Consider the following 11,034-nt stretch of genomic DNA (forward strand, 5'->3'; position numbering starts at 1 on the left):
CGTCCTCTTTCCTATAACTTTTCATTCCGCTATTTATATGCTGGAAAACCCCACTGATTAAAGTTTCACTTTATTGTATTTTCATTTCAATTGCTAAATAGTGAGACTTCTCTTTCGCTTGAATGTGAATATCTTCTTCTACAGCCTCCGCTGCATCACGCATTACAAGTGTTTCACCATTTACAACGCTGCTACCTTCAATTTGTACAAGGTACAATTGACGTCCTTCTTGAACAGGAAAATGAATTTCTTTACCCGCTTCTAATGATAAAGAATATAAATTTGCATCTTGGTGAATACGAATTGGTGCATCACCTTCAGAAGGAGATACCATATGGAACCACTCATTTTCACGTTTACTCCAATCAAATTTAAACTCACCATAGTTTGGTTTATGACCATCGCGGTCTGGTAGAATCCAAATTTGTAATAGCCGTAATGTTTCATTTCCTAAATTATGCTCACTATGAAATACACCAGTACCTGCACTCATATATTGAACATGCCCACGCTCAATTGTCCCGCGGTTCCCCATACTATCTTCATGTGTTAATTCACCATCTATAACGTAAGAGATAATCTCCATATCTCGGTGCGGATGCATATCAAACCCAGTTTGTGCCGCTATTAAATCATCATTCATAACACGTACTGCCCCAAAATTCATGTTATTTGGATTATAATAATTTGCAAAAGAAAAATGAAAATGTGTATTTAACCAACCGTGATTTGCTCTTCCCATATTTTTATGATCAACTTTTCTAAACATACCCTTCACCTCATATTATCTCGAAATCGAGATAATTATTTTTAATTTTATTACTGTAACTTCTTCAGTAATTCTAATAATTGTTTTTGTTCTTCTCTATTTAACTTATCAAATTGCTCTTTTTGGAATGTTTCTTGCGGCGGGACTATTTCTTCATATAGAACCTTTCCCTTTTCTGTTAATGAAATATATTTCGTCGTACCTTCTTGTTCACGCTGAATCCAATCTAGTTGCTCCATCTTATTTAAAAGTTGAGTAACATTTCCTTTCGTAACAAACAACTTATTTCCAAGTTCTTGCTGTGTTAAACGATCGTGTCCTCCAATTTGAACTAATACATCAAACTGAGCGGCAGATACATTCCACTTTTTCAAATGCTGATTCGTCTCACGAATACTTCTATTATAAAAGCGTGATAAACGAAACCATAATAGTAATCCAAGTCTTTCCTCTGCTTTCATTCCATCACCTCGCTCATTTGATACTATTAGTTTAGAACTAAACTTAATAAAGGTCAACTACTTATTTTTAATTAGCAACAAATAAAAGCACAGTGATTTTTCTCCACTATGCTTCAGATTAAATTTCTATTTTTGTATTCATCTAGCTTCCTCTCCGCGAAATGCCTCGCATCTTTCTCGATCCATCTTTCTTCGTATCGTTCATGTCCAACATATAGTACATCGTCCTTATGCTGCATCGCATGCCTGAATTCATGCAATAGCGTTTTGAGCACTTGCTCATACTCTTCCCACATACAAACGAAAATTAATTGTTTTTCTTTATGATAAAAACCACCTACCGGGAATAAAAACTCCTCTTCTTCTTCTCCTAATGATAAAAGTACATGATTCGCATCACACGTATCACAAAAAATAACTGGCGTTGCACTTACTTCAATAAGAGAAAACAAATCATTTCTTAACTTTTTGACATCCCAAGGAAGCTCCGAATCCAACACATACCAATTCTCAACTTGTTGATATACATTTTGAAACTGGAGTTCCATTTCTCAATAATCCCCTTTCCAAACTCCCTTTTCCTATATGTATGCCACAATATGGTAAATATTAAACATACTCTTTCACCCTTTAAAAAATGACAATAAAAAAGAATCTATGTCAGCATAGATTCTTTTTCCGTAATCACTTTTTTTTCATCATTTTTTTAAATATAAAATAACCAATTGCACAAACAATAGCAGCAAGCGCAAAATATTTCACATATGGCCCAGCTACTTTATTAATACTTTCCCACTCTGATCCTAATTTAAAGCCTAAATAGACAAATACAATTGACCATGGAATAACAGCTAATGTAGTTAGCGTAATAAACTTAGCATGTGACATTTTCGCAATACCTGCTGGTATCGAAATAGCATGACGCACAACGGGAATAAAACGTGCGGTAAAGATAACACCAGTTCCATAACGATTAAACCACGCTTCCGCATAATCAATATGTTTCTTCTGAATCAAAATATATTTTCCATATCGCTCAAGAACAGGTCTTCCTCCGTATCGACCGATCCAATAAATAAATAGCTGTGCGATTACACCGCCAATCGTACCGAACGCAACAGCACCCCAAAATGTAATGCTTCCTGTTGATACTAAATAGCCTGCATAAGACAATACGATTTCACTTGGAATAACCTCTAACATCAATCCAAGCATAATTCCCCAATAACCAAGTCCTTCTAGAAAAACTAAAACTGAATGAATCAACTCTCCTAACATCATTTACCTCTCTTTACTGTTTTCATTGCAAAAAATAAAAGTACAAGCGGTAAATATCTTGTACTTTTATTTTTTAAAATTTAGTTTGCCTTCGTATCCCACTTAAAGATTTTATTTAAAAATTTATATACATTCTTCGACTCTTTCGTAAGAAGAGGTCCTAAAATGGATAGTATAAGCACGTATAGTGCTGAGAATGGTTTCAATACTGACATTAAACCACCGGCGATACCGATATTGGCCATAATGATGGAGAACTCTCCCCTTGAAACGATTGTTAATCCAATATTTGTTGAAGCTTTATGGGATAATCCAGCTTGTCTTCCTGCAATCATCCCTGCTACAAAGTTTCCGATTATCGTCAGAAGCACAGCACCTAACGTTAACCATATTGCTCCGCCCAATGAGAACGGATCGATACTTAATCCGAAACTGAAGAAGAAGATAGCTCCGAAAAAGTCTCTAAATGGAACAACAAGATGTTCAATTCGATCACTATGCTCTGTCTCAGAGAAAACTAACCCTAAAAGAAGTGCCCCGATTGCTTCTGCAACGTGAATTGTTTCTGAAAAACCAGCAATAAAGAATAGCGAAGCAAATACTACAATAATAAAGATTTCATCAGAACTAATATTGAGCAATTTATTTAATAACGGCGTAGCCTTTCTAGCTACTACGAAGAATAGAAGCATATATCCTAAAGCAATTCCAATTGAAGTGAGAGCACCTAAGAACGAAGCGTGATCCCCAAGGACTAAGCCAGAAACTACTGATAAATATACAGCAAGGAATATATCTTCAAACATAATAATTCCTAAAATTAATTCGGTCTCATTATTACCAGTTCTTCTTAAATCAACTAATACTTTTGCAACGATAGCACTAGAAGAAATCGTAATAATACCCGCAATAATTAAGATTTCAAGTAACGGGAAGCCCATTATAAATCCGTATAATAATCCAAGTGAAAAGTTAATTAAAATATAAATCGTTCCGCCAATAGCAATCGAACGTCCAGATTTAATTAGTTTTTTCATCGAAAATTCTAATCCTAGATAGAACAGAAGGAACAGAACGCCAATCCTTCCAAGGAAGGATATCACACTTGCACTTTCAATAAATTTGAGATCGATAACACCTATTGTCGGCGCGTGCGGTCCTACTAACATGCCAAGAACAATTAGAAAAGGAATTACTGAGAATTTAAACTTCCCAGCAATTACCGCCGCAATTGCTACTAAAACTAAAGCTGTACCAACTTCAAAAATTAAAGTATCCATCTAGTCAGTCCCCCTATTCGAAAGTAATTCATTGATAATCTTTTTAATTTCTTCTCTCTCACCGGAAACTACAAGCATATCTCCCTCTTCAATCACCGTGTCTGGTCCTGGATTAAATAGCTTTTTCATATTCTTTTTCATAACTGCAATTATCGTTACGCTATATGTTTTTCTTATTTCAAGATCACCAATTGTTTTTCCAATTGCTGGCGCTGCATTCTCCACTTTGAACCACTCAATCGCTAAACCTTCAAAGACCATCTCAACATTTTCTAATGCCCGAGGTTTATATACCATCCCGCCTAATATTGCTGCAATTTGTCTTGCCTCTGAGTCACGCAATGAAATACTTGAGATGCTTTCTTCATGGTCTGTATCAAAATGATACATTTCTCTACGCCCATCATCATGAATGACAATCACCATTTTTTCGTTACCTTTCGTAACGATTTGAAACTTATAACCAATACCTGGAAGTTCACTTTCTCTTATATTCATACTAGTTCCTCCTCAACAATAAATAATTTTTTATTTGAATTTTCTGTTTTTCTGTCTTTTCTTCAACCAACTAATTTTAGAAATTCTAACCAGTCAGGATATCTGTGATTTGGAAATCTTTTATTGTAATAATAAGTGGCTCCTAAAAAGATACTTAAAGATGTAATGATGAAAAATAAATTACTTCTCATTTTCAAACTCTTAAGACTTACTTTCAATAAAGATTCTTCTTTCAAATTATCCCCTCTTTTTCGTTTTAAATTTAGTTTTTTAAAATGTAAATAATTCTAAAAATATCACGATGTAACTTAATCATAACACGAAACGCATTTAAGTAACATATTTTTTTAGAAAATTTGATTCTGGTATATTTTTTGCATATAATTTTCTTATTATGAAAAAAGGAAGTGTATTATATGGTTGATATCTTTAGCAGATTCCTTGAAGTAACGAATAATATTTTGTGGTCATATATTCTTATTGCAATGCTAATCGGCTTCGGTCTTTATTTCTCTTTCAAATTAAAATTTGTCCAAATTACTCATTTCGGTGAAATGGTCAGTTTAATTAGTAAAGGGTTCAATCGAAAAGAAAAGAAAAAAGATAGCGTCTCTCCATTCCAAGCATTTTGCTTAAGTGCAGCTGCACGTATTGGTATCGGGAACTTAGCTGGTGTAGCACTAGCAATTTCAATGGGCGGACCTGGCGCAATATTTTGGATGTGGTTTATCGCCATTCTTGGGGCAGCTACTAGTTTTGTAGAATGTACGCTCGCGCAAATTTATAAAGTAAAAGATGGAAGCAGGTTCCGTGGTGGCCCAGCATATTACATGGAAAAAGGATTAAACAAACGCTGGATGGGCATCTGGTTTTCACTTCTCATTACAGTTGCATACGGATTAATCTTCAATTCAGTACAAGCAAATACAGTAACAATAGCGTTTGAAAATGCTTTTGGACTAGAACGAACTATCGTAGGAGCTGTATTAGCTTTATTAGTTGCTGTTATTATTTTTGGTGGTATTAAAAGCATTTCACGTATTACAGAAATGATTGTTCCTCCAATGGCAATCGTTTATATTGGTGTGGCTATTTTTGTCGTTATTAAAAACTTCAATATGTTACCAAGTATTTTTCTAGAAATATTTAACGGTGCATTTGGTTTAGACCAAGCCATCGCTGGTGGTATTGGAGCAGCAATCAAGTTCGGAATTCAGCGCGGTTTATTCGCGACAGAAGCAGGTATGGGTAGCTCTCCTAACGCAGCAGCAACATCAGATGTATCTCACCCTGTAAAACAAGGGCTTGTTCAAGCATTAGGTGTTTTCGTAGATACATTCTTAGTATGTACATCAACGGCGTTTATCGTATTATGTTCTGGACTTTACAAAGGATCAAATTTAGAAGGTATTGAATTAACACAACAAGCATTAAGTTCACAAATTGGACCGTGGGCAAGCACTTTCTTAGCGATTATTATTTTCCTATTCGCTTTCAGTTCTTTACTAGGAAACTACTATTATGGTGAAACAAATATCGCATTCATTAAGGAAAGCAAGACATGGTTACTGATTTATCGTGTTGCAGTTGTCGGAATGGTTTTCTTCGGATCAATCGCTGCCCTTCAAACAGTTTGGAGCTTAGCTGATTTCTTTATGGGACTAATGGTATTCACAAACTTAATTGCCATCTCATTCCTTAGCAAATTTGCCTACGCAGCATTAGTAGACTATATAAAACAAAAGAAACAAGGAAAAGACCCTGTTTTCCTTGCAAGTTCTATTCCTGGCTTAAAGAATACAGAGTGCTGGGATGGACAGGATGTAGAAGAAAAGAAACAAGCTGTATAACAAATAAAAGCGGAGGCGGCTCGTTCAGAATCGCAGGACACTTCAAGCTCTCGACCTTGAAGCGCTTTTTGCTTCGAGCGAGAGAGCGAAATGACCGGAGATTCTAGCTGCTGGAGCTATATATCAAATAAAAATCCCTATTACCTCACCGTAATAGGGGTTTTTATTTACAACAGTTCATAATTTGTTCAAATTAATTCCAGCAAAAGGGTTGATTTATACAAATTACTAGATTATAATAATTATAAATTAGTAATTCATATAACATAATAATTCAAGAGGAGATTGATCATAATGAATACACAAGTAATCGAAGCATTAAACAAACAAGTAGCAAACTGGAGCGTTTTATTTACAAAACTACACAACTTCCATTGGTACGTAAAAGGACCTCAATTCTTCACACTACATGAAAAATTTGAAGAGCTTTACACAGAATCAGCTACTCACATCGATGAAATTGCAGAACGCATTTTAGCAATTGGCGGCAAACCAGTAGCAACAATGAAAGAATACTTAGAACTATCTTCTATTCAAGAAGCAGCTTACGGAGAAACTGCAGAAGGGATGGTCGAAGCAATCATGAAAGACTACGAAATGATGCTAACTGAACTGAAAAAAGGCATGGAAATCGCTCAAAACTCTGACGACGAAATGACATCTGACCTACTACTAGGCATCTACACAGAACTAGAAAAACACGCTTGGATGCTACGTGCATTCTTGAATCAATAATATATTAAAAGCGGAAGCGGCTCGTTCAGAACAGGAGGGTGTTGGAGCTCCTGACGAAGAGGCGCTCTTTGCCTCGCAGGAAAAAGCGAAGCCACCGAACATTCTAGCCGCTGGAGCTGGATATGACTTAAAAGCGGAAGCGACTCGTTCAGAGTCGCTTTTTTCTATGGGGTAATCGCGCAGAAATTATATCGGCGATTCCATCAAATTTATCAGCGATTTTTGCATTATATCGGCGATTTCGTCAAATTTATCAGCGATTTTTCCAATATATCGACTTACCGACAAATCACGACAATAATAGCACTCCCCTCCACTACTTTTATCAATATATTACAATCTCTTTTATGTTAAAATATAGGAAACACCCTTTAGTAATTAGATCCAAAAAGCTTGTCCAAGTTCATCATTTACTACTTAAATGACGGGAGTGGTTCAGTTGAAAGACTACTTAATTAGAGCATTTTTCGCGTTAATAACAGTTGGGATTCTCTTACTCATAGCTAATATTTTCAATATACGTGTCGAGGTTAAAGACTATGCTTTCCTCGTTGTTGTAGCAATTGGTGGCGGCTGGGGTGGCTGGTACCTGTATAAAAAACAAAATAAAAATAACAATAAAGGCATTCCGAAATAATATGGAATGCCTTTATTCTATATTACATAATTAAGCTTAGACCACTAATAAAAGCAGTCCCAAAAAACATCATAAAAACCCATATTCTATGGTAAATAAAAAGAATTCATTTTGAATATAGAAATAGTCCAAAATCTTGCATAACAGAGGTATGCCCCATTTGCCGCAACATTGTAGCTATATTCCCACGGTGATATGCTCCGTGGGTGACGACGTGTAGTATTGTTTCAGAAACCGTCGTATCCAGGTGCCCAGCATATGGATTATCAACCTCAAACACTTTTTCATAATCTTGTTGACTACTTAAAAGTTCTTTATATCGTTTAGATAATTCATAAAAACTAGTTTCCATTTCCTCAATATTTTTTGTTTCCAGCTGTTCTTTCAATTGGTCTGTGTGTGCCATTGCATCACTCATGCTTTTACCAGAAATAATCTCAAGCCAGGCTAAATCTGTGAGGTATATGTGAGACATTACTTTTGCCACCGAAGAAAAACCACTCTTAACTTCCTTATGGAAAATGTCTTGCGGTAGTTCTTTTAAGCGATTTAAAATAACTTCATTTGCCCATAAGTGGTAGTTATACATTTTTAATACAGAATGCCCCATGATTATTTCTCCTCCAATTTTCATTTTAATGATTAGATTATGATACATAGCTGATTAAAAATCCCCAAAGGATTACATCTATAAAATTTATTCTGATTTCGATTAAAAAAACCTCTATTACCTTCATAAAAAACATTCGCTATCTTCCACAATCTGACCCTTTAACGGAACAATTCTATGTCACTCAATAATTCCTTATTCACCTTTTATTCAGATGTTCTTTTTTAAGTCAGCAAAACATACCTCCATCTACTTCCCCTCTTCCAACGATTTCACATCTCACTATCAATATATTTAACCAAATTAAAAACACATGTCTTTTCAAGATAAAATGACAKGTGTTTCCGAAATTCTCTATAAAATTGTACTATGATAATTGCTTCCACTTAGTCCCCAAAACAGGACGCTCGTAATTTTGGATTTTATGAATTAATTCGTCAGCCGTCTCAGCTGAAACGATTAACTCTTTATTCGATGGGTTCATAAAGCCCTCTTCAGCTGCGCGTTCAACCATTTGCAGAATTGGTCCGTAAAAGTCTTTAATGTTCAATAAACCAACTGGCTTATCATGTATACCAATTTGTGACCAACATACAACTTCAAATAATTCCTCAAACGTTCCGTATCCACCTGGTAATGCAATGAAAGCATCCGCAAGCTCTGCCATTTTCGCCTTACGCTCATGCATCGTTTCTACTTCAATTAATTCTGTTAGTCCTGTATGAACAATTTCACCACGGAATAAACCACGCGGCATAACACCTGTTACACGTCCACCTAGGCGAAGAACTTCATTTGCCACTTCTCCCATTAATCCAACGCATGAACCGCCGTATACCAGCTCATAATCGTTCTCAACAAATATTTTCCCTAACTCTATTGCCTGCTCTTTAAATTCTGGTCTCTCCCCTAAATTTGAACCTGCAAACACACAAATCTTTCTCATCCCTACACCTCGAAACTATATATTGTTATGATACAATGGGTATTGTACAACATATTGAAGGGATGAGAAAGAAATGGATATCGTCGCATTTCAAAGATGGGTTGAGGAATTTTATGAAAAACGAAGCTGGTCACAGTATAATTCCTTTATTCGCTTAAATTTCTTAACTGAGGAAGTTGGGGAAGTTTCACGCGTTGTTCGCGCAATTGAAATCGGTCGTGATCGCCCTGATGAACAAACAAAAACACAAGAAGAGCTAAAACAAGAACTAAAAGAAGAACTTGGTGATGTACTTTCTAATCTTATTGTTCTTTCACAAAAATATGATTTGGATTTACAAGACATTATGGAAGCACACGTCACAAAGCTTTCAAAAAGGTTCGAAACATCTAAATGAGAAGATTATCAATTGTGATATAATGTTCTTGTCAAAATAATAAGGGGGATTTTATGTTATCTAAAAAATTGCACGACGCACTAAATGAACAAATGAATTTTGAATTTTACTCTGCCCACGCTTATATGGCAATGGCTGCTTACTTTACAGCGGAAAGCTACGATGGATTCGCTAACTTTTTCCTTGTACAAGCTGAAGAAGAGCGTTTCCACGCAATGAAGCTTTACAACTACATTAATGACCGCGGCGAGCGCGCTATTATTACTGGATTTGATAATCCTAACAACGAATACGAATCTGTATTAAACGCTTTTGAAGTTGCACTTGAGCACGAGCGTGAAGTAACGAAACGCATTTATCACTTATCTGATATCGCTTGGGATGAGCGTGAACACGCAACAATTACCTTCTTAAAATGGTTCGTTGACGAGCAAGTAGAAGAAGAAGCTTCATTTGATAGCATCATCCAAAAATTAAAACGTATTACAAGCGATTCAAACGCACTATTTATGCTAGATGCTGAATTAGAGAAACGTACATTTACACCTCCAGCTGAATAATATTTTAATCACCTTAATGAATATATTAAGGTGATTTTTTTATTTTCTCTCTAGCTTAAAATCACCTTAAATTTCCTTGTATTTGACATAGTACCAGTAAGAAAATGGTATTATTTTCAATATAAAGTGAAACTTTAATCAGTGGGGTTTTGTTCATCCCCCACTGATTATTAGCCTTCACCAATCGGGCGTTTACGGGCAGTTGATCTCCCACCTAACTTCTTTGCTCCAGCCGAATTTTGAGGTGGGAGTCTTACTGCTCGTTAATGCGGGATAAAATAATATACGAGGAGAGAAAAAATGAATCAGCGTGTAGAAGCTGTTGATGCAATCCGTGGTTTCGCTTTGTTTGGTATTTTACTTGTCAATATGACCTTAATTCAATTTGGATTCTTCGCCAATGAAAAACCAACTTACATATTTGGAAAACTTGATGAAGGTGCTAATTGGTTTATTCAATTTTTCGGCACCCACAATTTCATGTCCCTATTCTCTTTTTTATTTGGTCTTAGCATTATTTTGTTGCAAAAAAGTATTATTGCGAAAGGAAAAAAATTCTTCCCCACATACATAAGACGTATTATCATTCTTTTACTACTAGGCTACATTCACGGCACTTTTGTTTGGGAGGGAGATATTTTATTTGCCTACGGGGTTATCGGGATTTTCTTAATGATGTTCATCAATCGAAAACCGAAAACGTTGCTCATTTGGGCATCTATTTTACTAGCACTCATTATGCTCGCATCTTACCAATCGGAATCAACATCGAACCCCTATGATGATCTCGCACCTTATACCGAAAAGGAACATAAGGTCCATGAGACTGGAAGCTATATGGATCATATCAACTTTAGATTGACTGAAAATCCTTTTGATTATATGGGGATTAACGGTGTATTCGGATTAGTTTTCATATCAGTTTTCGCAATAATTTTTATGTCTCCACTTTTCTTACTCGGAATGTATGTGGGGAAAAAGGGCTGGCTATTTGAGGTCAATCAACATATACC

14 protein-coding genes are annotated in these 11,034 nt (G+C 35.7%); 6 read left to right on the forward strand and 8 right to left on the reverse strand.

All coding sequences use genetic code 11. The features are described from left to right. Positions 1-70: 70 nt before the first annotated feature. The 6 genes from AC1DTM_RS02070 to AC1DTM_RS02095 form a co-directional block, all read right to left on the reverse strand. Positions 71-769: a pirin family protein gene (locus AC1DTM_RS02070; protein ID WP_246907467.1), complete on the reverse strand. Its 699-nt coding sequence runs from the start codon at positions 767-769 to the stop codon at positions 71-73. Between the two features lie 50 nt (positions 770-819). After that, positions 820-1,230 carry a MarR family winged helix-turn-helix transcriptional regulator gene (locus AC1DTM_RS02075; protein ID WP_002159955.1) on the reverse strand — a complete coding sequence of 137 codons (411 nt, stop codon included), beginning with the start codon at positions 1,228-1,230 and terminating at the stop codon, positions 820-822. Between the two features lie 113 nt (positions 1,231-1,343). Further along, positions 1,344-1,778 (reverse strand): DUF3920 family protein, encoded by a 435-nt coding sequence (locus AC1DTM_RS02080; protein WP_002159954.1) that lies wholly within the window; start codon positions 1,776-1,778, stop codon positions 1,344-1,346. 136 nt (positions 1,779-1,914) lie between these two features. Then, positions 1,915-2,508, reverse strand: coding sequence for an undecaprenyl phosphate transporter UptA (gene uptA / locus AC1DTM_RS02085; protein ID WP_002159953.1), 594 nt, complete (start codon positions 2,506-2,508; stop codon positions 1,915-1,917). Positions 2,509-2,588: 80 nt separating this feature from the next. Beyond that, entirely contained in the window at positions 2,589-3,788 is a 1,200-nt protein-coding gene (locus AC1DTM_RS02090) for a cation:proton antiporter (RefSeq protein WP_002159952.1), read from the reverse strand. Further along, the gene (locus AC1DTM_RS02095; protein ID WP_002198915.1) at positions 3,789-4,286 is read right to left on the reverse strand and encodes a cation:proton antiporter regulatory subunit; all 498 of its coding nucleotides are present in this window, start codon (positions 4,284-4,286) and stop codon (positions 3,789-3,791) included. Between the two features lie 416 nt (positions 4,287-4,702). Here AC1DTM_RS02095 and AC1DTM_RS02100 point away from each other — a divergent pair, with 416 nt between their 5' ends. The 3 genes from AC1DTM_RS02100 (at position 4,703) to AC1DTM_RS02110 (ending at position 7,508) form a co-directional block, all read left to right on the forward strand. Next, the gene (locus AC1DTM_RS02100; RefSeq protein ID WP_016106569.1) at positions 4,703-6,136 is read left to right on the forward strand and encodes an alanine/glycine:cation symporter family protein; all 1,434 of its coding nucleotides are present in this window, start codon (positions 4,703-4,705) and stop codon (positions 6,134-6,136) included. A gap of 294 nt (positions 6,137-6,430) precedes the next feature. After that, complete coding sequence (locus AC1DTM_RS02105; RefSeq protein ID WP_002112747.1) at positions 6,431-6,871, forward strand: Dps family protein; 441 nt, start codon at positions 6,431-6,433, stop codon at positions 6,869-6,871. A 439-nt stretch (positions 6,872-7,310) separates the two neighbouring features. Beyond that, complete coding sequence (locus AC1DTM_RS02110; protein WP_000656311.1) at positions 7,311-7,508, forward strand: hypothetical protein; 198 nt, start codon at positions 7,311-7,313, stop codon at positions 7,506-7,508. Positions 7,509-7,614: 106 nt separating this feature from the next. Here the strand turns inward: AC1DTM_RS02110 and AC1DTM_RS02115 are convergent, their stop codons facing one another. Both AC1DTM_RS02115 and AC1DTM_RS02120 read right to left on the reverse strand, forming a co-directional pair. Beyond that, complete coding sequence (locus tag AC1DTM_RS02115) at positions 7,615-8,118, reverse strand: DinB family protein (RefSeq protein ID WP_016106570.1); 504 nt, start codon at positions 8,116-8,118, stop codon at positions 7,615-7,617. Between the two features lie 367 nt (positions 8,119-8,485). Then, on the reverse strand, positions 8,486-9,064 hold the full coding sequence (locus tag AC1DTM_RS02120; RefSeq protein WP_016106571.1) for an LOG family protein: 579 nt from the start codon (positions 9,062-9,064) through the stop codon (positions 8,486-8,488). Between the two features lie 73 nt (positions 9,065-9,137). Here AC1DTM_RS02120 and AC1DTM_RS02125 point away from each other — a divergent pair, with 73 nt between their 5' ends. From AC1DTM_RS02125 to AC1DTM_RS02135, 3 genes are all read left to right on the forward strand, one after another. Next, positions 9,138-9,461 carry a MazG nucleotide pyrophosphohydrolase domain-containing protein gene (locus tag AC1DTM_RS02125; protein ID WP_016106572.1) on the forward strand — a complete coding sequence of 108 codons (324 nt, stop codon included), beginning with the start codon at positions 9,138-9,140 and terminating at the stop codon, positions 9,459-9,461. A gap of 53 nt (positions 9,462-9,514) precedes the next feature. Next, positions 9,515-10,021 carry a ferritin gene (locus tag AC1DTM_RS02130; protein WP_016106573.1) on the forward strand — a complete coding sequence of 169 codons (507 nt, stop codon included), beginning with the start codon at positions 9,515-9,517 and terminating at the stop codon, positions 10,019-10,021. A 300-nt stretch (positions 10,022-10,321) separates the two neighbouring features. After that, positions 10,322-11,034, forward strand: a 713-nt coding sequence (locus AC1DTM_RS02135; RefSeq protein ID WP_477000022.1) for a DUF418 domain-containing protein, incomplete at its 3' end; no start/stop codon positions are given.

It is taken from the genome of Bacillus sp. P4_D3 (assembly GCF_056401855.1).